Below are 23,897 nucleotides of genomic sequence, written 5' to 3' on the forward strand. Positions count from 1 at the left end.
TCTCTCAGGTGCGGTTGGGGGCTCCGGCCTCCAGCCGTCCGTCGAACCGCCGCGGCAGCCCCAGCGGGTTGTCGTCCCGCAGCTCCGGCGGCAGCAGTGCCTCCGGGGTGTTCTGGTACACGACCGGCCGCAGCCACCGCTCGATCGCCGTGCCGCCCACCGAGGTGGACGTCGATGTCGTCGCCGGGTACGGGCCTCCGTGGTGCTGGGCGGGGGCCACGGCGACACCCGTCGGCCAGCCGTTCACCAGCACGCGCCCGGCCAGCGGCGTCAGGTCCCGCACCAGTTCCGCGCCGCTGCCGCCGCCCGCCGCCTCCTCCTCGGACAGCTGGACGGTCGCGGTCAGGTTGCCCGGCAGCCGGGACAGCACGGCCCGCACCTCGCTCTCGTCCTCGTAGCGGGCCACCACGGTGACCGGTCCGAAGCACTCCTCCAGGAGCACGTCGTACTCACCCTCCCGGGCCAGCCGGCTCGCGGGGACGGTGAGGAAGCCCGCGCTGACGGTGTGCTCGCCGCATGCGCCCGGGGTGACCGGGGACTCGACGTCGGGCAGCTGGGCGCGCTCGGCGACCCCGGCGACGAAGTGGTCGCGCATGCGGTGGTCGAGCAGGACGCCCGCCTCGGTGTCGCTGACGGCGTCGGTCAGGGACGTGACCAGCCGGTCGCCGGCCGCGCCGGACGGGGCGAGCACCAGGCCCGGCTTCACACAGAACTGGCCCACGCCCAGCGTCATCGACCCGGCGAGCCCCGCGCCGATCTCCTCGGCCCGCTCGGCCGCCGCGGCCTCGGTCACGACGACCGGGTTCAGGGAGCCCAGCTCGCCGTGGAACGGGATCGGGACCGGACGGGCGGCGGCGGCGTCGAAGAGGGCGCGGCCACCGCGGACGGAGCCGGTGAAGCCGGCCGCCGAGACCAGCGGATGCTTGATCAGCTCGATGCCGGCCTCGAAGCCGTGCACCAGGCCGACGACGCCGTCGGGGACGCCGTGCCGGGCGGCGGCCCGGCGCAGCACCTTGGCGACCAGCTCGGACAGGGCCGGGTGGTCGGGGTGGGCCTTGACCACGACCGGGCAGCCTGCCGCCAGGGCGCTCGCCGTGTCGCCGCCCGCGACCGAGAAGGCGAAGGGGAAGTTGGAGGCCGAGTAGACCGCGACCACGCCCAGTGGGATCTTGTAGCGCCGCAGGTCGGGCACGGGCGGGGTGGCGGTGTCGTCGGGGTGGTCGATGACGACGTCCAGGAAGGCGCCCTCCTCCACGATGCCGGCGAAGGCCCGCAGCTGGTAGCAGGTGCGGGCGAGTTCGCCGGTGAGCCGGACCGGGCCGAGGGCGGTCTCGGCGTCGGCGGTCTCCACGAGCGCGTCGCGGGCCGCCTGGAGCGCGTCGGCCGCGGTGCGCAGGAAGGCGGCGCGGAGGGTGCGGTCGGTCAGCGCGTCCCGGGCGGCGTGCGCGGCTCGGACGGCGGCGTCGACCTCCTGGGCTGTGGCCTCCACCGCAACCTGTTCGCGCTGCTTCCCGGTCCGGGGGTCGACACTCCAGACTGGTGCTGCTGCCACCGGGGTCCCTCCACACATGTCGTGCCGCACTCCTGGGTCGTCCACCAGGGCGTTCGATATACTGAACGCCGTCTCCGATGATGAATGGGGAGACTATTTCCCGTCGAACGAAGGGGTCAAGGGCGATGTCGGCTGGCGGGACGGGCGGCGGGGCGCAGGTCAAGTCCGCGGTACGCACGGTGGAACTGCTCGAGTACTTCGCCGGGCGTCCCGGCATGCACTCGCTCGCGGCGGTCCAGGAGGCCGTCGGCTATCCCAAGTCCAGCCTCTACATGCTGCTGCGCACCCTGGTGGAGCTCGGCTGGGTGGAGACCGACGCGACGGGCACGCGGTACGGCATCGGCGTCCGTGCGCTGCTGGTCGGCACCTCCTACATCGACGGCGACGAGGTCGTGGCGGCGGCCCGGCCCACGCTGGACCGGCTCTCGGACGACACCACGGAGACCATCCATCTCGCCCGGCTCGACGGCACCAACGTCGTCTACCTCGCCACCCGTCAGTCGCAGCACTACCTGCGGCCCTTCACCCGGGTCGGCCGCCGACTGCCCGCGCACTCGACCTCGCTCGGCAAGGCGCTGCTGAGTACGTACACCGACGAGCAGGTACGCAAGATGCTCCCCGAGACACTGCCGGCGCTGACCGAGAACACCATCACCGACCGGGAGAAGCTCATCGAGGAGCTGCACCAGGTGCGGGAGCAGGGCTTCGCCGTGGACCGCGAGGAGAACACCCTGGGCCTGCGCTGCTTCGGCGTGGCGATCCCCTATCGCACCCCCGCGCGGGACGCCGTGAGCTGCTCGGTGCCGGTCGCCAGGCTCACCCCCGCGCACGAGCAGATGGTGAAGGACGCGCTGTTCGACGCGCGCGACCGGCTGACCCTGGCCACCCGGAGGCTCTGACCGCACCCGGGGGGCACACTCCCGGCCGTCCGCCGCATCTCGTGCTCACGGTGGGCGGGCCCGTCCTGCTCCTCCCCCGCACGGGGGAGGCGGATCACCGGTGGGCAGGAGGTGCTCCGGCGCCGTCCCGCGGCAGGCTGAGGGCATGTCGCAGACCACCGCCTCCGCCGTCCCCGCCGCCCCCGGCGGCCCCGCGCCCGCCCGCTCCCGCAGGCTGCTGCGCGCGGTCGCCGTCGCCTCCTGCGTGCCGTACCTCGCGCTCAAGGTCGCCTGGGTCGCGGGCAGTCACGTCGGCATCCCGGACGGCAGCCCGCTGCTGGACCACCCCGGCGAGATGCGCGTCGCCAACGTCCTCACGATCCTGATGGACGGCGCCGTGATCGTGCTCGCGCTGCTGCTGACCCGGCCGTGGGGCCGGCGCGTGCCCGCGTGGCTGCTCGCGGTGCCGATGTGGGTCGCGGCCGGGCTGCTCGCGCCGATCATGACCGGGTATCCGCTCCAGCTGCTGGTGCGCGTGCTCGGCGGCAGCGCCGGGGGCACGAGCGGCGGCTCGGACGAACCCTTCCTGCACGCCTGGGTGTTCGCCGTCGTCTACACCGGGTTCATCGTGCAGGGCCTGGCCCTGGGCGCGCTGTTCGCGCTGTACGCCCGGGACCGCTGGGGGCACCTGTGGCGGGGCCGCACGGCGGACCTGCCCGCGGGTCTCCCCGGGGCGGCGCAGCGGGGCACCGCGGTCGCGGCGGCCGTGCTCGCGCTGTTCCCGCTGACGGTGCGGCTCGTGTGGGCGTGCGGCGGCACCACCGGTCTGAGCGAGAACGTCGTCGAGAGCCGGGGCAGCGACTTCCAGGTGCTGGAGTCCCTGTACGTGGTCTTCCTGCTGACCACGGTGACCGGCGGCCTGGTGCTGGCGTTCCGGCGCGACCGGGCGCTGCCGGTGCGGGTGCCGCTCCTCCTCGCCGGGATCGGCTCCGGTGCCGTGGCCTGCTGGGGCGGCTGGATGGCGGCGACCGCGCTGATCCCCTCCACGGATCCGGCCGGCCGCCCGACGGGGCTGATGCTGCTGACCTACGCTGGGCAGGTGATCGTCGGACTCCTCGTCGCCTCCGTCGGCGCCCGCTTCCTCGCGGCGCGGTCCGCCGCGGCGGTGAAGCGTCCGGTGACGTGACGGCGTTCGTCGGGCCGCTGTTCGGGCGGCGGGCGCGGCTGCGCTGGATCCATCTGATCCTCGGCGGCGCGCTCGCCATGCCGTACGTCCTGGTCGGCTCCTTCGTCGTCGGCGCCCTCGTCGGCGCCACCGACGTGTTCTCCTCGCTGCCCCTCCAACTGGCCTCGTTCGGTGTCGGGCTGCCGCTCGCCGCCGTCACCTCGCTCTTCCCCCTGACCCGGCCGCTGGAGGCCGCGGCGGCGCGCTGGCTGTGCGCGGTGGACCCGGAGCGGCTCGCCTACGGCCCGGCCCGCACCCGGGCCGAACGGGGGCGCACCGCGGCATGGTTCACCCTGCACGTGGGGTTCGGCGGGATCATCGCCGGGATGTCGCTGGCGGTGCCGCCGTTCGCCGCCGTGCTGATCGTGTTGCCGCTCGCCAGGGGGCTGCGGGACTCCACCGCGATGCCGCCGGTCCTCGGCCACGCCTGGGCCCCGGTGCTCGCTCCGGTCACGGGCGCGGCGATGCTGGTCGCCCTCGCGGCCTGCGCGGCCGGTACGGGTGCCCTGCTGGCGCGCTGGGCGCCCGCCCTGCTGGGGGCCACCCCGCAGGACCGGCTCGCCGCCGCCGAGGCCCGCGCGGCCGACCTCGCCGTGCGCAATCGGCTGGCGCGCGAACTGCACGACTCCGTCGGTCACGCGCTGAGCGCGGTCACCCTCCAGGCGAGCGCGGCGCGCCGGGTGCTCGACAGCGACCCGGAGTTCGCGCGCGAGGCACTCGCCGCGATCGAGGAGACCACCCGGCGCACGGTGGGCGAGCTCGACGCGGTGCTCGGGGTGCTGAGGGACGGCGACGCGCCCGGCACGGCCCCGGCCCCCACCCTCGCCGCCGACCTGAACGGCCTGCTGCGCCGCACCCGGGCGGCCGGGGCCGAGGTGGCGGCCACCGTTGCGACGCCCCCCGAGGCGCTGCCGCCGGTGCTGTCCCGGGAGGCGTACCGCATCGTGCAGGAGGGGTTGAGCAACGCCCTCAAACACGCCGGGGAAGGGGTCGCCGTGACCCTGCGCGTCGAGGCGCGCGACGGCCACCTGGAGATCACCCTGGAGAACGCGCTCGGCGCCGCCCCCGCCACCCGCCCCGGCGGCGGTCACGGCCTGCGCGGCATCGCCGACCGGGCCCGGCTGCTGGGCGGCACCGTCCGGGCGGGGCCGCAGGACGGGACGTGGCGGCTGCGCGTGCGACTGCCGATGACCGCGGCGTCCTGACCCGAGCCGCAGTGGCACCCCGAGTGACCGGACCCGACCCCCGAGAGGATCCCCGTGACCAGTCCGCGCCCGATCCGTGTCGTCCTCGCCGACGACGAGCGCATGGTTCGCACCGCCCTGCGGGCCATCCTGTCCGCCGAGCCGGACGTGGAGGTGGCCGGTGAGGCGGCCACCGGTGCCGAGGCCGTGTCGGTGGTGCGGGAGTGCCGGCCCGACGTCGTCCTGATGGACGTCCGGATGCCCGGGATCGACGGCATCCGCGCCACCGAGCAGATCCTCACCGGCCTCGACGGGCCGCCGCGCGTCATCGTCCTCACGACCTTCGAGAACGACTCCTACGTGTACGACGCGCTGCGCGTCGGGGCAGCCGGGTTCCTGCTCAAGCGCGCGGACGCCGACGCGCTGGTGCAGGCGGTGCGGCTGGTGGCGCGCAGCGACACCCTGCTCTTCCCGGCGGCGGTGCGCGCCCTCACCGCGGAGCACGCGCGTGCCCGCCCGGCACCGCCCGCATGGGTGGCCCGGCTGACCGGGCGCGAGAGCGAGGTCCTGCGGCACATGGCGGCCGGGCTGACCAACGCGGAGATCGCCCGGAAGATGGAGGTCGGTCCCGCCACGGTGAAGAGCCATGTCGCCTCGGTCCTGGCCAAGACCGGTGCCCGCGACCGCACGCAGGCGGTCATCGCGGCCTACGAGGCGGGATTCCTGCGCGGCACCCGGTCCTGACGGCCACCGCCGGGCTGGCCGGAGCGGCAGCCGAGCGGCCCCCGCCCCGAGGGGCGGGTGACGAAATCGGCTCCGGAGGACTGAACCTCCCCGGCCGGAAGTCCGTCTGTACAGGCGGGCCGCCCCCTCCCCCCGGGGGCGGCCCCTCGCTGCACGGAGCCCGGCCGGCCGCTCGCCGACGCCCGGCGCAGGCTGCGCGCTGCCGGCCGAGAGGTGCAGCCGGGTGAGGTGGAAGGCGCGCTGTCATTCCACCGGCCAGGTGGGGCATCGATGACGAGCTTCGTGGCGCACCCGCTCGCCGGGCGACGGAATCGGCACTCTCGAGCACCATGTGCACCTGCCCAGGAACCGCGTCGGCGGTCACCTCGCCCGCAGGCGCCCCACCCCGGCGACCTGCCGCCCGCCGAGCCCGCCCCCGCCCCGACCGGTAGCCCTCCCCGCCGACCGGCCACCCCGCTCCGCGCCCTACACCGGCCGCTTCACCGGCCGCGTCCATCCCGGGTCCCGTCCGCTCAGTCCGATCGTCCGGTCCAGCAGCGGCGCGTCGCCCGGCACGGGGACGACGGGGCCGAAGGCACCGTTGCCGCGGTCGTCGTCCTCGGCCGCCTCGGTGAGGAACGTGAAGGCGGCGCGCAGTGCGGCGGGGTCCGGCTCGTAGGGCCGGCCGGTCGCGCGGGCCAGGTCCCAGCCGTGCACGACGAGTTCGTCGATGACGACGGCCCCGGCGACCCCGGCAGGCAGGTCCACTCCTCCGGCCCGCGTCACGCCGGTCCAGGCGGCCGGGTCCCGCCACACCTCGGCCAGTTCGTCGAGCAGCTTGGGCAGTTCCTCGCGCCAGCCGGGCCCGATGTCCGGCACGGCGGCCTCCGGGCTGGTGTCGGTGGTGACGCCCAGGTCCTTGCGCCCGGCGTCACGGAAGGCCACCGCCAACCCGAGCAGGTGGCCCAGCATGTTGCGCACCGCGTAGTCCGGGCAGGGTGTCGCGTCCGCCAACTGCTCGTCGGCGACGCCTTCTGCGAGGCGGGCGACGATCCGCGTCTGGTCTCCGAGATCGAGGGTCCGGTCGGTCATCAGGTGCTCCTCACGCATGCGTGCACTGGCTTCTCAGGGCTCTCGGAAGGTGGACCGACGCCGCGCCCGGAACTCATCGCCCGCCGCCGCCCCGGCTGTGTCACCTGCCCGACCCGCACCACGAGGCCTTGAGCCCACGGCAGCGGGGCATGACAGGAGCACGCACCCCGACGACCCCGCCCGCGCCCCTCCTGCGCGCGTGCCCGCGCTGCGCCGCCTGGGCGAGCGCCGGTTTCGCGGCGCACGGGGATCGCCCTGCCGACCGGTGCGGTGGCGCTGCGGGCGGTGCCGAGCGACCCCGTGGCACTGGTGTGCGGCGCGGCGATCGGCGCGGCCCTGACCACCGTCCCGATCGCCGCACTGACCGCCGTGCAGCGCCGGGACGCCCGGACCGCTGCTGGGCCGGGTCACCGCCACCGCCGCACGCCGGCGCGGATGCTGTCGGTGCGGATGAGCCCCGCCGACGGCGCCCGCCTGCTGCACGGCCCTGACCGCGGAGCACGTCGGCCACACGATCGTCTACGGCTCCTCCGCCAACGTCCGCCTGTGGTGACCTGACCACCGCGCGGGCGCTCGGCTACGAGCCACAGGACGATTCCGAGCCGTACGCCGAGAAGGCTGATCGCCGAACAGGGCGAGCTGGACCCGGACGATCCGGCGCACGCGTGCCTCGGCAGCCACTTCGTCACCGACCCGCCGATCCGGCCGTACTGACCCGTCGGCGCGGCGGGAAAACGACCTTCACGGGAGCGGGCGGGCACCGAACGGGCCCGCCCGCTCCCGCATGCGGGCATCCGTGCTGCCCGCTCTCACGTCCGGGCCCGCGGTCGCGCAGGTCCACGACGGGCAACGGCCCGGCCGAACGGGCACAAGCGGGCAGCATCGGATCCGTAACAGGCCTGTTCCGCACGCGACCACCGCTGTAGAACTTCCCCCAAGGGCCTCACCGGGCCCGAACGGGCACCTCCGCCCGACCGCACGGAGGCGAACGAGCCAGGAAGCACGGAAGCGGGTGTCGGCGATGACGACGGCGAGAGCGGCGAGGACGGCCGAGGAGCGCCAGCGCGAGATCGTGCGCGTCGCGCGGGCCACCGGCTCGGTCGACGTCACCGCGCTCGCCACCGACCTGGGCGTGGCCAGGGAGACGGTCCGGCGGGACCTGCGGGTCCTGGAGGACCACGGCCTGCTCCGCCGCACCCACGGCGGCGCCTACCCGGTGGAGAGCGCCGGCTTCGAGACGACGCTCGCCTTCCGCGCCACCAGCCATGTCCCCGAGAAGCGCAGGATCGCGGCCGCCGCGGCCGAGCTGCTCGGGGACGCCGAGACGGTCTTCGTCGACGAGGGCTTCACCCCGCAGCTCATCGCCGAGGCCCTGCCCCGGGACCGGTCGCTGACCGTGGTCACCGCGTCCCTGCCGGTCGCCGGCGCCCTCGCCGAGACCGAGAACGTCTCCGTGCTGCTGCTCGGCGGCCGGGTCCGCGCCGGCACGCTGGCGACCGTCGACCACTGGACCACCAGGATGCTCGCCGGATTCGTCATCGACCTGGCCTACATCGGCGCCAACGGCATCTCCCGCGAACACGGCCTGACCACCCCGGACCCGGCGGTCAGCGAGGTCAAGGCGCAGGCCATCCGGTCGGCGCGGCGCACCGTCTTCGCGGGGGTCCACACCAAGTTCGGAGCGGTCAGCTTCTGCCGCTTCGCCGAGATCGGCCAACTCGAGGCGATCGTCACCAGCACCCTGCTGCCCGCCGCCGAGGCCCACCGTCACTCCCTGCTGGGGCCACAGGTCATCCGCGTCTGACGGCCGAGCGCCCTCGGGCGCCCACCCCGCGCCCCACCGACGAACACCCTCCCTGGGTCCCTCACGGCCCACCACCTCCCCCTTTGTGCCGACATGTCCAGGAGTACCGCATGCGAACCGAGAGCCGACGCGTACCACGCACCCTCTTCGCCGTGGCCGCGACCGCGACGCTGATCACTCCGCTCGCCGCCTGCTCGGGCGCCGGCGGATCAGGATCCTCCGACGGCCGCGCCCTCAACGTCCTGATGGTGAACAACCCGCAGATGGTCGAGCTGCAGAAGCTCACCGCCGCCCACTTCACCAAGGACACCGGGATCAAGGTGAACTTCACCGTGCTGCCGGAAAACGATGTCAGGGACAAGATCAGCCAGGACTTCGCCAACCAGGCCGGTCAGTACGACGTCGCCACGCTCAGCAACTACGAAATCCCGATCTACGCGAAGAACGGCTGGCTGCACTCCCTGGACTCCTACGTCGAGGACGACACCGCCTTCGACCAGGCCGACATCCTGCCCCCGATGACCAAGGCGCTCACCGCCGCGGACGGCAAGCTCTACGGCGAGCCGTTCTACGGCGAGTCCTCCTTCCTGATGTACCGCAAGGACGTCCTGCAGAAGGAAGGGCTCACCATGCCGGACAAGCCCACCTGGAAGCAGGTCGCCGACATCGCCGCGAAGGTGGACGGCTCCGGTTCCGGCATGAAGGGCATCTGCCTGCGCGGCCTGCCCGGCTGGGGCGAGGTGATGGCGCCGCTCACCACGGTCGTCAACACCTTCGGCGGCACGTGGTTCGACAAGGGCTGGAAGGCCCGCCTGGACTCCGCGGAGTTCAAGGACGCCACACGCTTCTACGTCGACCTGGTGCGCGAGCACGGCGAGGCGGGCGCGGCCCAGTCCGGCTACGCGGAGTGCCTGAACAACATGACGCAGGGCAAGACCGCCATGTGGTACGACGCCACCGCCGGCGCCGGCTCCCTGGAGGCCGACGGCTCCCCGGTCAAGGGCAAGATCGGCTACGTCCCCGCCCCGGTCGAGAGGACCGAGAGCTCCGGCTGGCTCTACACCTGGGCGTGGGGCGTCCAGAAGGCATCCGACAACGCCGACGACGCCTGGAAGTTCATCTCGTGGGCGTCCGGCAAGGAGTACGAGAAGCTCGTCGGCGAGAAGATCGGCTGGGCCAACGTCCCGGCCGGCAAGCGCGCCTCGACCTACGACATACCGGAGTACCGCGCGCAGGCCGCCGCCTTCGCCGACGTCACCCGGGACGCCATCGCGAGCGCCAGGCCCGAGGACCCGGGCGTGCAGCCCCGGCCCGCGCCCGGCATCCAGTTCGTCGGCATCCCCGAGTTCACCGACCTGGGCACCAAGGTCTCCCAGGAGATCAGCGCCGCCATCGCCGGACGCCAGTCGGTGGACAGCGCGCTGAAGAAGTCCCAGGAGCTGGCCGAGGCCGTCGCCGAGAAGTACGAGGCATCATGACCCTGACGACCCCGGCCCCGGTCGCCGCCGCCCCCGGGCGGCCGGCGGCCCCGCGGCCGAACCGCATGCGCGCGTGGGCCACCCGGGCCCCGCTGCTGCCCGCGCTGATCTTCATGATCGTCGTGACGCAGCTGCCCTTCGTGGCCACGCTGGTGATCTCGTTCCTCGACTGGAACGCCCTCTACCCGGACCAGCGCCGCTTCGCCGGCTTCGCCAACTACGGCGAGGTGCTCAGCGACCCCGAGCTGCGCAGGTCGGTGTGGACGACCGTCCTGCTCACCGTGACCGTGGTGCTGGTCAGCCTGTTCCTCGGGCTGCTGCTCGCCCTGCTCCTGGACCGCCGCTTCCGCGGCCGGGCCGCCGTGCGGACCATGCTCATCGCCCCCTTCCTGCTGGTGCCGATCGCTGCCGCGCTGCTGTGGAAGCACGTGCTGTTCAACCCGGAGTACGGCCTGTTCAACGGCCTGCTGCACGGGATCGGCGGTCAGGGGGCGCCGCAGCCGGACTGGATCTCCGAGATGCCGCTGGCGGCGGTGGAGGCCGCGCTGATCTGGCAGTGGACCCCGTTCATGATGCTGATCCTGCTGGCCGGGCTGCAGAGCCGCGACCCGCAACTGGTCGAGGCCGCCCGCATGGACGGTGCGAGCGACTGGCAGGTGTTCGTCCACATCACGCTGCCGCACCTGCGCCGCTATCTCGAACTGGGCGTCCTGCTCGGCTCGATATACATCGTGCAGAACTTCGACGCGGTGTTCACCATCACCTCCGGCGGCCTGGGCACCGCCAACCTGCCGTACACGATCTACCAGACCTTCTACCAGGCGCACGAGAACGGCCTCGCCTCCGCGGCCGGTGTGGTCGTCGTGATCGGCTCGATCGTCCTGGCGACCTTCGCGCTGCGCGTGGTGTCGTCGCTGTTCCGCGAGGAGGTGTCCCGCTGATGGCCACCGTCACCACCCCCGCTCCGGCACGACGGCTGCGCTCGAGCGCGCTGGGCGTCACGGCGTGGCTGGCCGGCATCGTGTTCGTGCTGCCGATCCTGTGGATGGTCCTCACCTCCTTCCACTCGGAGGCGGACGCGGCGACCAACCCGCCCTCGGTGGCCGCGCCGCTGACCCTGGACGGCTACCGGGAGTTCTTCGGCCTGGCCGGTGGCGCGAGCCCCTGGCCGGCGCTGATCAACTCGATGACCGCCTCGGTGGCCTCCACCCTGCTGACGCTGCTGCTGGCCGTGCCCGCCGCGTACGCGCTGTCCATCCGGCCGGTGAAGAAGTGGACCGACGTCCTGTTCTTCTTCCTGTCGACCAAGATGCTGCCGCTGGTGGCCGGTCTGCTGCCCCTCTACCTCTTCGCGAAGAACACGGGCCTGCTGGACAACATCTGGGCGCTGGTCGTCCTCTACACGGCGATGAACCTGCCGATCGCGGTGTGGATGATGCAGTCGTTCCTCTCCGAGGTGCCGGTGGCGATCATCGAGGCGGCCCAGATCGACGGGGCGCGGCTGCCGACGGTCCTCGGGCGCGTGGTGGCCCCCATCGCCCTGCCGGGCATCGCCGCGACGGCCTTGATCTGCTTCATCTTCAGCTGGAACGAGCTGCTGTTCGCCCGGGTGCTCACCGGTGTGGTCGCCGAGACCGCGCCCGTGTTCCTGACCGGCTTCATCACCAGCCAGGGCCTGTTCCTGGCGAAGGTGTGCGCCGCGTCGCTCGTCATCTCCCTGCCGGTGCTCGCCGCGGGGTTCGCCGCCCAGGACAAGCTGGTCCAGGGCCTGTCGTTGGGAGCCGTGAAATGAAGGCCGCCGTCATCGAGTCCGTGGGCCGGGCCGTCGTCGCCGAGGTCCCGGACCCGACGCCGGGCCCGCGCGACGTCGTCGTGGAGGTCGCCGCGTGCGGCCTGTGCGGGACGGACCTGCACATCCTCAAGGGGGAGTTCGCGCCCGAGCTGCCGATCGTGCCCGGGCACGAGTTCGCGGGCGAGGTGGTCGGCGTCGGCACAGGGGTCACGGAGCTGTCGGTGGGCGACCGCGTGGCCGTCGACCCCTCCCTCTACTGCCACGAGTGCCGCTACTGCCGGGTCGGCCACAACAACATGTGCGAGCGGTGGGCGGCGATCGGCGTGACGACGGCGGGCGGCGCCGCCCAGTACGCGGTCGCCCCGGTGGCGAACTGCGTCAAGCTCCCGGACCACGTCCGCACGGCGGACGCGGCACTGGTGGAGCCCCTGTCCTGCGCGGTACGCGGCTACGACGTGCTCCAGTCCCGCCTGGGCGCCCACGTCCTGATCTACGGCTCGGGGACGATGGGCCTGATGATGCTGGAACTGGCCAAGCGCACGGGCGCGGCGAGCGTCGACGTGGTCGACGTGAACCCGGCGCGTCTGGAGACCGCCCGCCGCCTGGGCGTCTCCGCCTGCGCCGCCGGCCCCGACGAGCTGGACCGCCCCCAGGGTTGGGACCTGGTCGTCGACGCGACGGGCAACGCGGCGGCGATCCAGGACGGCCTGGAGCGGGTGGCGAAGGCGGGGACGTTCCTCCAGTTCGGCGTGGCCGACTACGCGACGCGGGTGACGATCGACCCGTACCGCATCTACAACCAGGAGATCACCATCACGGGCTCGATGGCGGTCCTCCACAGCTTCGAACGCGCGGCGGAACTGTTCGCGAACGGCGTCCTCGACCCGGAGGTGTTCATCAGCGACCGCGTCCCGCTGGAGCGGTACCCGCAGGCGCTGGACCAGTTCGCGGCGGGGGTGGGCAGGAAGATCGTGGTCGTGCCGTAGGGGCCGCCCGCCCGCCGCCCCGCCCGACCGGGGGCTGCGGGCCCCGCCCGGGGTGCCGGGGGAAATCCGCTGGGACGCCGCGCCCGCGCCCCGTACGATCCCCCGCATGCCCAGACCCCACGGCTTCGCCTACGAGGCACGCACCGGCGGCTCCGTCCGCATCACCCACCACGACCGCCCGGCGACGACCCTCGACGGCGACCGGGCGGCCCGCTTCCTCACCGAGGTCACCACCTCCCCCGACCCCCAGCTGGTCATGGCCCGCTGGACCGGCAACTACCGGCGCGGCAACGAGCGCACCGCCCGCAACCACCCCCGCAACCGCCGCTGAACCCCGTTGGGTCCCGGCTCGGCCGAACGGGCCACGGTAAGGGAACGGCAAAACCGCCCCGCTCGTTCACCCGGTATGACAGCTATGACCCCCGGCTCGAACATTCCTCTCCCCACCGCCCGTGTGACGGTGGACGTCGCCGCCCCGGTGCGGCTCGACGTTTCGGGCCTGCTGCTCACCGCCGACGGCAAGGTGCGCTCCGACGACGACTTCATCTTCTACAACCAGCCCCAGGGCCCCGGGGTGACCTACCGCTCCGGTGGCGGCACCGCCCCCGACGCCATCACCATCGACACCACGGCCCTGCCCCCGGGCATCGAGAAGATCGTCGTCACCGCGAGCCCCGACGCGGCCGGCCAGACCTTTCAGGGCATCGAACCCACGGCCACGATCCGTGGCGCCGACGACGGCGCGGTCCTCGCCACCTTCACTCCCCCGCAGCTCGGCGCCGAGACAGCGCTGATCGTGGTCGAAATCTATCTCCGCAACGGCCAGTGGAAGGCCCGGGCCGTCGGCCAGGGCTACGCCAACGGCCTGGCCGGCATCGCCACCGACTTCGGCGTCACCGTCGAGGAACCGGCGGCCCCCGCCCAGCCGGTCACCCCGCCCCCGGCCACCATGCGGCCTCCGGTGGCCCCGCCCGCGCCGCCGATGTCCGCCCCGCAGGCTCCCCCCGCGCCCGCCGCGCCGCCGGCCCCGCCCGCCGCCGCCCCGGCCACCGGGAAGATCAACCTCGACAAGGGCCGTGTCAGCCTCCAGAAGAACCAGACCGTCTCCCTGATCAAGGGCGGCCGCCCGCTGCTCTCGCAGGTCAGGATGGGCCTCGGCTGGGAGCCGGCGTACCGCGGCAAGGACATCGACCTGGACGCCTCGGTCATCGCCTACGGCCCGCAGCGCAACCACATCGACAGCTGCTACTTCGGCAAGCTCCAGATCGTGAACGGCGCGATCCGGCACTCCGGCGACAACCTCACCGGCGAGGGCGGTGGGGACGACGAGGTGATCACGGTCGACCTCGGCCGTCTCCCGCAGGACGTCACGGGCCTGGTCTTCACGGTCAACTCCTTCTCCGGCCAGAAGTTCACCGAGGTCGCCAAGGCGTACTGCCGCCTGCTGGACGGCACCACCGGCGAGGAACTGGTCCGCTTCGACCTGACCGGCGCCGAACCCCAGACGGGCGTGATGATGGCCAAGCTGATCCGCCAGTTCTCCGGCGAGTGGGAGATGACCGCGATGGGCGACTTCGTCAAGTCCCGCACGGTCAGGGGGATGGTGAAGCCGGCGGCCCAGGCGCTGTAGACGGTCCGCGGCACCGGCCCGCGGCGGCCCGGGGGCGCCCTCTGTCCGGGGGCGCCCGGCGCCGGGCCCACCGGGACCACGGCCGCAGTCCCTCCCTCAGCAGGCCCGGATAGCGGCGGATGCACGGCCCCCCGCGTCCGCCGGTTCCGATGCCGTCGCCACGCCGCGGGCCAGGCGGACCACGTCGACCTGCCCCACGCCGTGGGCCAGGCGGAGCACGTCGACCTGCTCGACGTCGCGGCGCAGCGCGTCCGCCTCCCGGGCCGCCCCGACCAGCCGCGTCGCCGCGTCCTTAAGGAGTCACAGCAGTTTGGGCCGCCTCCGGCCACCGGGCCGGCATCCCCGACGGCCGGGGCCGGCAGCGCCCGCAGCCCGCGGATCCCGATCACCCCGGCGCCGAGTTCGTTCAGCCACTCCAGCGGCGCATCCCCCCGGCGGCAGCCGTCCGGCCAGCTCATCGGCCCGCGCCGCGAGCGCCTCCATGCGGTCGACGCAGGCCGCCTCCAGCAGCGCCCGCCGGGTGGGGAAGTCCGGTAGAGCGTGCCGGAGCCGACCCCCGCGCGCTTGGCGATGCCGTCCGGCGAGGCACCCTCACCCTGTGCGGCGAACGCCTCCAGGGCCACCTTCAGCAGCCGCTCGTGATTGCGGCGGGCGTCCGCGCGCATGGGTTTGACCTGCACCATCCGCCCCTCCTCGGCCCTCGGAAGCCTCCGGGCCCACCTACCGAGGCCGGGGCCGGCCCGGCCCTCGAGCAGTGCGGACGCCTGCAGTACGTGCGCACGCAGTACGAGCGGGGAACGGACGGAGCACGGACCGGGCCGCCACGGCGGCCACCTGTACGGCTGGTGCGGGCCGGTCGGGGGAACACGAGGCGGGCACAGCACCGTGGCCCGCACACAGCAGGTGTGCGGGCCACGGTGGGCGGCGTCGGGAGCGTGCCCCGACGCTCAGGCCGCCCAGGGCCAGTCGGCGTCCCGCCCGCTCTCGATCAGCGGGACCAGCCGGAACGCGGCGTCCGTCAGCCCGCCGAACGTGTGCCGGTTCGCCCTGCCCGACGGACCGTGGCCCGGCCGGTAGCCGGCGAGGTTCCAGGTGTAGACCGGCACATCGGCCGGGATCAGCTCGGTGGGACCGCCGTGGCGGCTGGGGGCGTACTGCTCGTCGGTGACGATGAGCACCCGGTCGTGCCGCCGGTAGTGCCGGCGCACCGCCCCGGTGGTGTCCGTGCCGCCGAGGTCACCGAAGCGGCCCAGTACCTTCAGCACCGACTCGCCCTCGCGGAACGGCACCGCGGCGCTGGTGGTGCCGAACTCGACGAGGTCGGCGTCCTGCGCCCGCAGCGCGAGCGCGGCGCCGAACACGGCGGCCGCGTCCGCGCGGGTGAGCTCGGAGCGGTCGGACATCCGCGAGTAGAACATCGAGCCGGAGCGGTCGACGAGCACCAGCGTGCGGCCGGGCAGCGCGGGCACGTTGGCCAGCGAGTGGCCGAGCGCCTGCTCCAGCGGGTAGGACCAGCGCAGCGACGGCGCGTGCTGGTACGCGGCGAGGTACCGGAAGGGGAACTGCCGCGACCGCCGCACCTCCGCCGGGTCCGAGATCCGGGTGGCGACCCGGGCCGCCACCTCGTCGCCGACGCCGGCCTCGTCGAAGTTCCGCAGGTTGCGGACGAGCGCCATGGTGCCCATGGACGGGATCACCGCCTCCCAGGCCGCCCTGTCCATCGGTCCCTGGAGCCAGCCCGCCAGCGCCTCCCAGGTGATGCCCGCCGCCGCGAGCCGCTCCGCACCGCCCGGTGCGGTGACGACCGCGCGCCGCTCCTCGACCGGCAACGCCATCAGCTCGCGGTGGGCGGTCAGGACGCGGTCGGAGGCCGGCGGCACGGCGGTGTCCGGGTGGTGCCGGCGGTCGAGGGCGTACCGGAAGAGCTCGCCCTGCCAGGGCTTGTCCGGGTCGGGTGCCGCGTGCACCAGATTGAGGATGTCGCCGAAGCGGTAACCCTTGGACGCGGTGTCGTACTTCAGCAGCGCCTTGCCGTGGTACAGCCGGCGCACGGCGTCGGCGATCCCGCGCTTGACGGGCTTGGGGAGGGCGCGGCCGTAGGTGGCGGTCCAGTAGGCGAGCAGCTCGCCGGGCTCGTCCGGCCGCCGGAGCACCGAGTCCACGACCCGCCGGTTGGCGGGGCCGTCGGTCGCACCCGCGTCGAGGCGGGCCTTGACGTACTCGGCGGCGCCCACGAGGGAGGCGGTGCGCAGGTTGCCCTCGCCGCGCAGCCAGCCGAGCAGTCCGGCCGTCCAGGTCGGGTCGGCCACGGCGAGCTCGCGCACGAGCCGCGTGAACCGGTCGTCGCGGTCGGCGCCGTGCTCGTAGAAGGTCCGCTGGGTGACGAAGTGGGAGACGGCGAGCAGGAAGAGCTCGGAGCGCCTGTCCCGCTCGTGTCCGCGGCCGCCCTCGTAGGTGCGCAGTACGCGCCCCGTGGAGGTGACCCGCGAGACGGGCTGCGTCTTGGCCGCCGCCTTGCTGTTGAACCGCGCCATGATGAATTCCCCCGAATTCTCGTCCTTTTGACATTGCAGAGGGAGGCACGGCACAGGAGGGTGCCCGAGAAACGGATCGGCGACGGAGAAGTCAGGCGCGTCTTCCCATTCCGCCACGCCGGCCGAAGTCGACGACGGGATTCGAACCCGCACATGAACCTGATCCGGAAGTATCCGCTGCCTGCGCACCGGGCACCCACCCGATGCTGCGCCTCCCGAGATCAAGTCGGCGGCGGCCTGGGATTCTTTTTGGAGAAGAAGGAGCCGTCGCCCGCGCACCGGGAGGTGCATGAAGTTGTGGCGTCCAGAGATCGAGGCCGGCGGAACCGACGTGGTGCTCTGCCGACTGAGCTACACCGGCACATGATGCCGATGGCGGGACTCGAACCCGCGACCGCCCCATTTACAGTGGAAGTAGGTCCTGCCTTCGCACCTGGACGTGCATCACTCTAGGAGGGCGGCCGCGGGCCCGGCCAACCATTTATGCCCCGCCCGGAGTTCAGTGGCGTTCGTGCCGCTTCCAGGGCCCGGTGACGGCGAGCATGATGCCGGGCTCCTGGATGTTGGCGTACAGGGTCTTTCCGTCGGGCGAGAAGGTGACACCGGTGAATTCACCGAACTCCGGCTTCTCGTCGGTGCCGATGTTCAGTTCGTTGCGGGCGATGGGGTAGGTGCGTCCGCTGTCGGTGGCCCCGAACAGGTGCTGCACGCCGTCGCCGTCCTCGGCGACGATCAGCCCGCCGTGGGGGGAGACGGTGATGTTGTCGGGGCCGTCGAAGGCGCCGTCCCTCGACGGGTCGGGGTTCACGCCGAACAGGACCTCGAGGGTGAGGGTGCGGCGCCGGGGGTCGTAGAACCAGACCTGCCCGTCGTGCCGCACGGGGCTCTCGTCACGGGCGTAGGAGGAGACGATGTACGCCCCGCCGTCACCCCACCACATGCCCTCCAGTTTGCGGGCGCGGGTGACCTGGCCGGGGCCGAACTGCTTACGCACGGCGACGGTCCTGGCGTCGCGGTCGGGGACGTCCACCCAGTCGACGCCGTACACCGTGCCGGTCCGGGTGGCGCGGGAGAGGTCGTCGACGAACCGGCCGCCGGAGTCGAAGCACCTGGGCGCCTGGAGGACGCCGGCGTCGTCGGCCAGGGTGCGCAGCCGCCCGGGACCGTGGCGGAAACCCTGCGGCGGGGTCCAACGGTAGAAGAGGCCGTTGGGCTCGTCGGCGTCCTCGGTGAGGTAGGCGTGGCCGCGCCGCGGGTCGATGACGACGGCCTCGTGCTCGTAGCGGCCGAAGAACTTCAGGGGCCTGGGGTCGCGGTTGGCGCGCCGGTCGGCCGGGTCGACCTCGAAGACGTAGCCGTGGTCCTTGGTCATGCCGTTCTCGCCGGCCCGGTCGGAGTTCTCCTCGCAGGTGAGCCAGGTGCCCCACGGGGTGGTGCCGCCCGCGCAGTTGTTCGCGGTGCCGGCGAGGCCGACCCACGCGGCGACGCGGCCGTCGGGGCGCACCTCGACGACGGTGCAGCCGCCGGGCGCGGCAGGGTCGTAGACCAGGCCCTCGGCGAGCGGCACGGGGTGTGGGTGCTCATCGCGGGGGCCGTCCATCTCGTGGTTGCCGACGAGCAGGGTGGTGCCGCGGGGGCCGGGGAAGGCGGCGGTGCCGTCGTGCTCGGCCGGGGTGAACTCACCGGACTCCAGCCGGGTCCTGCCGCAGTGGGTGAGGATCCGGTAGGAGAAGCCCGCCGGCAGGGCGACGATGCCGTCCGGGTCCGGCACGAGCGGTCCGTAGCCGACGCCGCCCGTCCCGTCCGCCGCCTCACCGGCCTCCTCCGCCGCCCTCTCGGTGTCGGTGGACGCGAGGGCCTGGGGTGCGGAGGCGAGGGCGCCGACACTGCCCGCCAGCGCGACACCGGCACCGGTGACCGCGGATGTCGTGGTGAAGTCCCTGCGGGTGAGCGGCATGGTGGTGTCTCCTGTGACGGTGGCAGTCCCGTGGACGGTGGCGGACCTCGTACCGCGCCACGCTCCCGCCCGTCCCTGAACACCGGTTGAACACCGGACGGCGCGCGAGACCACCGTTGCGTGAACCCGCCCGGTCCGGCACAACCCCGGAAACCGGCGCGCAGGCGGTCCCGCCCACCGGGCGGCACCCGCGCGCCCGAACCGGGCGTCCGCCGCTCAACTCCCTTGTTGCGACCTGGCTTTGAACGCGGCCTTGCGGGCCTCCTTGGCGATCTTCTTGTCCGGGTGCAGGCGCCCCATCGCCTCCAGGACGTCGGCCGTGGCGGGGTGGTTCACCCGCCACGCCGTGGCGAAGAAGCCGCTGTGCTGCCGGGCCAGCCCCTCCACCAGACCCCGCAGTTCCTCGGAGTTGCCCTCGGCCGCGAGCTGGGCGGCCACCGTGTCGATGGTGAGCCAGAAGATCATCGCCTCGGAGGGCGGCGGCACGTCGGTCGCCCCGTGCTCGGTCAGCCACACCCGCGCCAGCCCGCCGAGCTCGGCGTCGTCGAGCACTTCCCGCAGGGCGGGCTCGGCCGTGGCGCCGACCAGCGACAGTGCCTGCTGGCAGCGCAGCCGCCGCAGCGGCGCGCCCTCGTCCACCCCGCGCGCCGCCGCCAGCAACTCCCGTGCCGCGGCGAGGGGTTCGCGCCGGGCCAGCCAGTGCTCGGTCTCCGCGTGGGCCGCGGCCGGCGGGAACGCCGCGGTGCCGTCGAGCAGCGCGTCGGCCCCCTTGTCCGCGAGCTCCCCGACCACCGGCGCCACGAACCCGGCCTCCTGGAGGCGGGCCCGCAGCCCGTACACCCCGAGCGGGGTCAGGCACACCATGCCGTAGCGGGAGACATCGGTCTCGTCCACCGGCGGTGCGGGTTCGTCGTCGGCGTCGACCATCAGCGCCTCGTCCACCGGCCGGTACCGCACCAGTCCCACCGGCTCGAGCATGCGGAACTGCTCGTCCAGCCGCATCATCGCGTCGGACACCTGCTGGAGGACGTCGTTGCTGGGCTCCCCCATGTCGCCGGGCACGATGACGGACGCGGCCAGCGCGGGCAGCGGCACCGGCGTTTCCTCGGGCGCCTGGTCGCCCACGGTCAGCAGGTACAGGTTGCCGAGCACCCCGTCGAGGAACTCCGCCTCCGCCTCGGGGTCCCAGTCGAGCGAGGCCAGGTCGAGCTCACCCGGTCCGTCCTCGGCGGCGATGGCGTCGACCAGCCCGCCCAGGTCGGGCACGCTCGCGTCGGCGAGCACCGTCTCCAGGGCGGCGAGCCACACCCCGAGGACGTCCTGCGGGGACCCGGTGAGCAGGGCCAGCCCGGCGCCCGCGCGCACGGTGCCCTCCTCCTCGTCGGCCACCTCGACGAGCCCGGCTTCCACGGCGACGCGCCACGCCTCACTGGCATCGGCCGCGGCGTCCTCCCCCGTCAGCCCGAGCACGTCTGCGGCCGCCGGCAACTGCTCGTCGACCAGCCCGCCCCCGGCGTCGACCCGGGTGCCGGGCCCGGCCCAGCGGGCGAGCCGGGCGGCCCGGGACAGCAACGGGGTGGACAGCGCGTCGCGCGCCAGCTCCGCTTCGGGGCGCAGCCGCGCCGGCGGCAGGGGGGAGCTGTCTGACATCAGCTGTTTCTCCTAGGACGCCTCTTACGACTCAGCCGCTCAGCCTAGACGGATTTCCGCCCATGCCACCCGCTTCATCTCCTCTTCGGCACCCGTACATGGCCGAAACCTTGACAAGTGACGTGGACAGGCTGGAGATTGACGCGCGTAGAAGTCGGCGGACAGTTGTTCACCGGACCCGCCGGGCCCGTCCCGGACGTCCCGCCTCCTTCTACGCGCGTCGCGCCGCCCCACAGGTGGCGGCTCCCGCCCAGCCCCGTTCCACCCTCGTCCCGGCGCTGTTTCACGTCCCCGGAGGGAATCCGTTGCCGAGCAAGTCGTCCGCGCGCCTCGCCGCGCTCACCGTCGCCGCCGTGTGCTCCGCGGCGTCCACCGTCGCCCTCACCACGCCCGCGCACGCGGACTCCGTGCGCATCCATGACATCCAGGGCGACACCCGCATATCGCCGTACGCCGGCAAGCAGGTCACCGACGTGACCGGAATCGTCACCGGTGTCCGCACCTACGGGTCGTCGAAGGGGTTCTGGATCCAGGATCCGTCCCCCGACGCCGACCCGGCCACCAGCGAGGGCGTGTTCGTCTTCACGAGCTCGACCCCGAAGGGTGTCGCCGTGGGTGACGCCGTGACGGTGTCCGGTACGGTCACCGAGTACGTCCCCGGCGGCACGTCCTCCGGCAACCAGTCGCTGACGGAGATCACCCGCGCCACGTTCACCGTGGTGTCCAGCGGCCATCCGGTCCCGGCCGCGACCGTCGTCGACGCCGACTCCGTCCCCGCCGCCTACACCCCCGACGGCGACCCGGCCGCCAAGGGCTCGATCAACGCCCTCCCGCTGCGCCCCGGCCAGTATGCCCTGGACCGCTACGAGTCCCTCGAGGGCATGAACGTCGCGGTCTCCGACACCCGCGTGGTGGGCGCCACCGACCCGTACGCGGCGCTGTGGGTCACGGTGAAGCCGTCGGAGAACCCCCACCGCCGCGGCGGCACGGTCTACGGCTCCTACGAGGCGCAGAACACCGGCCGCCTCCAGATCCAGTCCCTCGGCCGCGCCGCCGACTTCCCGGACGCGAACGTGGGCGACACCCTCGTCGGCACCACCACGGGCCCGCTGGACTTCAACCAGTACGGCGGCTACACCCTGGTGGCGAACCAGCTCGGCACCCTCGAGGGCGCCGGACTCGAGCGTGAGACGACCCGCAAGCAGCGCAACGGCGAACTCGCCGTCGCCACCTACAACGTCGAGAACCTCGACCCGTCCGACGACACCTTCGCGGCGCACGCCTCCGCGATCGTGAACAACCTGCAGGCTCCCGACATCGTGTCCCTGGAGGAGATCCAGGACAACAACGGCGCCACCGACGACGGCACGGTGGCGGCCGACCTGACGATGACGAAGCTGATCGACGCCATCGAGGCGGCCGGCGGTCCGCGCTACGACTGGCGCTCCGTCGACCCGGCCGACAAGGCCGACGGCGGCCAGCCCGGCGGCAACATCCGCCAGGTGTTCCTGTTCAACCCGGAGCGGGTGTCCTTCACCGACCGCGCCGGCGGTGACGCAACGACCCCGGTCGACGTCACCACGGTCCACGGCAAGGCGGCGCTCACGGTCTCTCCGGGCCGCATCGACCCGGCCTCGGCTGCCTTCGAGAACAGCCGCAAGCCGCTGGCCGGTGAATTCACCTTCCGCGGCCGCACGGTCGTCGTGATCGCCAACCACTTCGCGTCCAAGGGCGGCGACCAGGGCCTGACCTCGCAGTACCAGCCGCCGGCCCGCAGCTCGGAGACCCAGCGCCACCTCCAGGCGCAGGCGGTGCACGACTTCACCGCGAAGATCCTGAAGACGCAGAGGAACGCGGCCGTCGTCGCCCTGGGCGACATCAACGACTTCGAGTTCTCCCGGACGACGGACGTCCTGGAGGGCGACGGCACCCTCTGGTCCGCCATCAAGTCCCTCCCGAAGAGCGAGCGCTACTCCTACGTCTACCAGGGCAACAGCCAGACCCTGGACCAGATCCTGATCAGCCCGTCGATCCGCCGCGGCTGCACGTTCTCGTACGACAGCGTGCACATCAACGCCGAGTTCCACGACCAGATCAGCGACCACGACCCCCAGGTCCTGCGCTTCCGCCCGTGACCCCGGGCCGGGCCGGCCGACCACCGGCCAGCCCGGCACCCCTCAGGGCACGAGTCCCAGCGCGTGCCGGTACCGCCGCACGGTGCTGCCCTTCAGCCCCGGCCAGGTCTGCACCCGCTTCCACAACGCGGAGCCGGACCCGATCCCCTCACCGGGCGCGGCCAGTGCCTCGACGTGCGCCCGCGCACTCTCCCACTCGGCGTAGTTGAGCACCCGGGTGCCGTCGAGGCCGAGATGGAAGTGCGCGGAGACTCCCCCGGGATGCGCGCCGGGCTCGCTCTCCAGCGCCTCGACGACGGCGTCGACCCACGCCCGCTGCCGCCCCGGATCGGCCCCGTCGAACTCCACGTCGACGATCACCACACACCCCGGCCGGCCTCCACGGCGCTCCGTACTCCGATAGTGCCGGTACCGGTGCAGGGCCACCCGCTCGATCCCCGGCACGGCGGTGTCGATCTCGTCGACCCGCTCCTGCCGATGCGTCTTCCCGAACGCCTCGAACGCCTGCTCACTCGCCCACCGCGAGTAGTGCAGCAGCGTCTCCCCGTCCTCCCCCACGTACACGTCGTACCCGAGCAGCCCACCCCCGGGCCACGCCCGCCGCTCCCAGGCCCGCCCGATGGCCTCCACGGCATCCCGCTGCCGCTCGGGCGTCCCCACCCGCCAAGTACTGAACAGGGCCACACCGTCCCCCGGCACGGGATACTCACTGCTACGACGGGTCACAATTGCCTCCCCTGTGCACTCCGAACACGACACCCCCACGCTGCACCCTCAACCGAACTCGAGGTCAAGCCGCACAGCGGACGTCGCCACACGCCCGAAACCGCAGACGCCACTCATGCAGCGCCCAAGACACGGCGGGGGACGACGTGCACGCGGTGCGCCACCCACCGGCACAGTGGGCGTGGGTGGAACCGCACCGGCCGCGCAGCACACCGGCACAGTGGGCATGGGTGAAGCCGCACCCCACACGCGCACAGCGGACGAAGGCCAAGACCGCACCCACCCGCGCAGCACACGGGCACAGCCACCGTGGACGAAGCGCCACCCGGCACACCCCACACGGGCACAGCGGACGTGGGCGAAGCCGCACCCACCCGCGCAGCACACCGGCACAGGGACCGTGGACGAACCGCCACCCGGCACACCCCACACGGACGGAGTGGGCGTCGGAGAAGGCGCCCACGGCGGGAAGGGGACGGGGCGGGGGTGCCCGCCCGCAGCGGCCGGCGCGTCAACGCCCCCGCTTCCCGGCCGACCGATTCCGCGCCGGA

The 23,897-nt window shown here is 73.3% G+C and carries 18 protein-coding genes, 1 tRNA gene and 3 pseudogenes; 14 read left to right on the forward strand and 8 right to left on the reverse strand.

The features are described 5' to 3' along the window. Window positions 1-4 precede the first annotated feature (4 nt). Window positions 5-1,552 carry an aldehyde dehydrogenase (NADP(+)) gene (locus ACFYOV_RS30570; RefSeq protein WP_389093219.1) on the reverse strand — a complete coding sequence of 516 codons (1,548 nt, stop codon included), beginning with the start codon at window positions 1,550-1,552 and terminating at the stop codon, window positions 5-7. Between the two features lie 125 nt (window positions 1,553-1,677). Between ACFYOV_RS30570 and ACFYOV_RS30575 the strand changes: the two genes are divergently transcribed. The 4 genes from ACFYOV_RS30575 (at window position 1,678) to ACFYOV_RS30590 (ending at window position 5,583) form a co-directional block, all read left to right on the forward strand. Further along, window positions 1,678-2,451: an IclR family transcriptional regulator gene (locus ACFYOV_RS30575; protein ID WP_389093220.1), complete on the forward strand. Its 774-nt coding sequence runs from the start codon at window positions 1,678-1,680 to the stop codon at window positions 2,449-2,451. Window positions 2,452-2,596: 145 nt separating this feature from the next. Then, window positions 2,597-3,616, forward strand: coding sequence for a hypothetical protein (locus tag ACFYOV_RS30580; RefSeq protein WP_389093223.1), 1,020 nt, complete (start codon window positions 2,597-2,599; stop codon window positions 3,614-3,616). Then, the gene (locus tag ACFYOV_RS30585) at window positions 3,613-4,860 is read left to right on the forward strand and encodes a sensor histidine kinase (protein ID WP_389093225.1); all 1,248 of its coding nucleotides are present in this window, start codon (window positions 3,613-3,615) and stop codon (window positions 4,858-4,860) included. Before ACFYOV_RS30580 ends, ACFYOV_RS30585 begins: the two co-directional genes overlap by 4 nt. Before the next feature lie 54 nt (window positions 4,861-4,914). Then, a complete protein-coding gene (locus ACFYOV_RS30590) occupies window positions 4,915-5,583 on the forward strand; it encodes a response regulator (RefSeq protein WP_389093228.1) in 669 nt (222 codons plus the stop codon). 465 nt (window positions 5,584-6,048) lie between these two features. Here the strand turns inward: ACFYOV_RS30590 and ACFYOV_RS30595 are convergent, their stop codons facing one another. Next, window positions 6,049-6,654, reverse strand: a complete 606-nt coding sequence (locus tag ACFYOV_RS30595; protein ID WP_389093231.1) for a TIGR03086 family metal-binding protein — start codon at window positions 6,652-6,654, stop codon at window positions 6,049-6,051. 202 nt (window positions 6,655-6,856) lie between these two features. On the opposite strand from ACFYOV_RS30595, the pseudogene ACFYOV_RS30600 reads away from it, so the two are divergent. From ACFYOV_RS30600 to ACFYOV_RS30640, 9 genes and pseudogenes are all read left to right on the forward strand, one after another. After that, window positions 6,857-7,075, forward strand: a pseudogene (locus ACFYOV_RS30600) (MFS transporter); the annotation flags it as partial. Window positions 7,076-7,077: 2 nt separating this feature from the next. Then, window positions 7,078-7,368, forward strand: a pseudogene (locus ACFYOV_RS30605) (NAD(P)-dependent oxidoreductase); the annotation flags it as partial. A 307-nt stretch (window positions 7,369-7,675) separates the two neighbouring features. Continuing rightward, complete coding sequence (locus ACFYOV_RS30610; RefSeq protein WP_389093233.1) at window positions 7,676-8,458, forward strand: DeoR/GlpR family DNA-binding transcription regulator; 783 nt, start codon at window positions 7,676-7,678, stop codon at window positions 8,456-8,458. A 110-nt stretch (window positions 8,459-8,568) separates the two neighbouring features. Beyond that, window positions 8,569-9,936 carry an ABC transporter substrate-binding protein gene (locus ACFYOV_RS30615; protein ID WP_389093235.1) on the forward strand — a complete coding sequence of 456 codons (1,368 nt, stop codon included), beginning with the start codon at window positions 8,569-8,571 and terminating at the stop codon, window positions 9,934-9,936. After that, complete coding sequence (locus ACFYOV_RS30620) at window positions 9,933-10,877, forward strand: carbohydrate ABC transporter permease (RefSeq protein ID WP_389093237.1); 945 nt, start codon at window positions 9,933-9,935, stop codon at window positions 10,875-10,877. The genes ACFYOV_RS30615 and ACFYOV_RS30620 overlap by 4 nt, the downstream gene beginning before the upstream one ends. After that, window positions 10,877-11,728 carry a carbohydrate ABC transporter permease gene (locus ACFYOV_RS30625; RefSeq protein ID WP_389093239.1) on the forward strand — a complete coding sequence of 284 codons (852 nt, stop codon included), beginning with the start codon at window positions 10,877-10,879 and terminating at the stop codon, window positions 11,726-11,728. Before ACFYOV_RS30620 ends, ACFYOV_RS30625 begins: the two co-directional genes overlap by 1 nt. Continuing rightward, entirely contained in the window at window positions 11,725-12,714 is a 990-nt protein-coding gene (locus tag ACFYOV_RS30630; RefSeq protein ID WP_389093242.1) for a zinc-dependent alcohol dehydrogenase family protein, read from the forward strand. Before ACFYOV_RS30625 ends, ACFYOV_RS30630 begins: the two co-directional genes overlap by 4 nt. A 106-nt stretch (window positions 12,715-12,820) precedes the next feature. Further along, window positions 12,821-13,045, forward strand: a complete 225-nt coding sequence (locus ACFYOV_RS30635) for a hypothetical protein (RefSeq protein ID WP_389093244.1) — start codon at window positions 12,821-12,823, stop codon at window positions 13,043-13,045. 84 nt (window positions 13,046-13,129) lie between these two features. Continuing rightward, window positions 13,130-14,344, forward strand: coding sequence for a TerD family protein (locus tag ACFYOV_RS30640; protein ID WP_389093269.1), 1,215 nt, complete (start codon window positions 13,130-13,132; stop codon window positions 14,342-14,344). 79 nt (window positions 14,345-14,423) lie between these two features. On the opposite strand, the pseudogene ACFYOV_RS30645 reads toward ACFYOV_RS30640, so the two are convergent. The 5 genes and pseudogenes from ACFYOV_RS30645 to ACFYOV_RS30665 all read right to left on the reverse strand — a co-directional run. After that, window positions 14,424-15,027: pseudogene (locus tag ACFYOV_RS30645) on the reverse strand (TetR/AcrR family transcriptional regulator); the annotation flags it as partial. Between the two features lie 264 nt (window positions 15,028-15,291). Next, complete coding sequence (locus ACFYOV_RS30650; RefSeq protein ID WP_389093247.1) at window positions 15,292-16,878, reverse strand: TROVE domain-containing protein; 1,587 nt, start codon at window positions 16,876-16,878, stop codon at window positions 15,292-15,294. Between the two features lie 370 nt (window positions 16,879-17,248). Then, window positions 17,249-17,318 (reverse strand) — tRNA-Tyr (locus tag ACFYOV_RS30655). A 59-nt stretch (window positions 17,319-17,377) separates the two neighbouring features. Next, window positions 17,378-18,835, reverse strand: coding sequence for an alkaline phosphatase PhoX (locus tag ACFYOV_RS30660; protein ID WP_389093248.1), 1,458 nt, complete (start codon window positions 18,833-18,835; stop codon window positions 17,378-17,380). 216 nt (window positions 18,836-19,051) lie between these two features. After that, on the reverse strand, window positions 19,052-20,485 hold the full coding sequence (locus ACFYOV_RS30665; RefSeq protein WP_389093251.1) for a hypothetical protein: 1,434 nt from the start codon (window positions 20,483-20,485) through the stop codon (window positions 19,052-19,054). A gap of 305 nt (window positions 20,486-20,790) precedes the next feature. Here ACFYOV_RS30665 and ACFYOV_RS30670 point away from each other — a divergent pair, with 305 nt between their 5' ends. After that, window positions 20,791-22,620: an endonuclease/exonuclease/phosphatase family protein gene (locus tag ACFYOV_RS30670; RefSeq protein ID WP_389093253.1), complete on the forward strand. Its 1,830-nt coding sequence runs from the start codon at window positions 20,791-20,793 to the stop codon at window positions 22,618-22,620. A 42-nt stretch (window positions 22,621-22,662) separates the two neighbouring features. Here the strand turns inward: ACFYOV_RS30670 and ACFYOV_RS30675 are convergent, their stop codons facing one another. Further along, window positions 22,663-23,346: an antibiotic biosynthesis monooxygenase gene (locus ACFYOV_RS30675; RefSeq protein ID WP_389093255.1), complete on the reverse strand. Its 684-nt coding sequence runs from the start codon at window positions 23,344-23,346 to the stop codon at window positions 22,663-22,665. Window positions 23,347-23,897 lie beyond the last annotated feature (551 nt).

It is taken from the genome of Streptomyces sp. NPDC005931 (assembly GCF_042871235.1).
In the GTDB taxonomy this organism is placed as follows: Bacteria; Actinomycetota; Actinomycetes; order Streptomycetales; family Streptomycetaceae; genus Streptomyces.